This window comes from Bacillus cereus group sp. BfR-BA-01355 (assembly GCF_022663675.1).
GTDB lineage: Bacteria > Bacillota > Bacilli > Bacillales > Bacillaceae_G > Bacillus_A > Bacillus_A thuringiensis_S.
Window position 1 is genome coordinate 1 of record NZ_JAKUFY010000530.1, and the last position, 210, is coordinate 210.

The following is a 210-nucleotide window of genomic DNA, read 5'->3' on the forward strand; positions in this document are numbered from 1 at the left end:
TTTCAAACCTGAATCTATATTTTTTTTCTTTGATTCTTTCTCAAATTTAAATGCTGTAGTTTCTTTTTTTGAATTTGGTTCTTTACTTTTTTTCTCTGTTTGTATTGCTTTTGCTTTTTTCTCTGATTCTGATTTTTCTTTTTTCTTATTTTCTCTTATTTCGCGTGAGTTATCTTGATCATTTAGTATTTCCCCTTTATAAACTATGTT

1 pseudogene is annotated in these 210 nt (G+C 25.2%); it reads right to left on the reverse strand.

The window, feature by feature from the left end:
- A pseudogene (locus MR167_RS33905) lies at nucleotides 1-210 on the reverse strand (BC_2427 family protein); the annotation flags it as partial.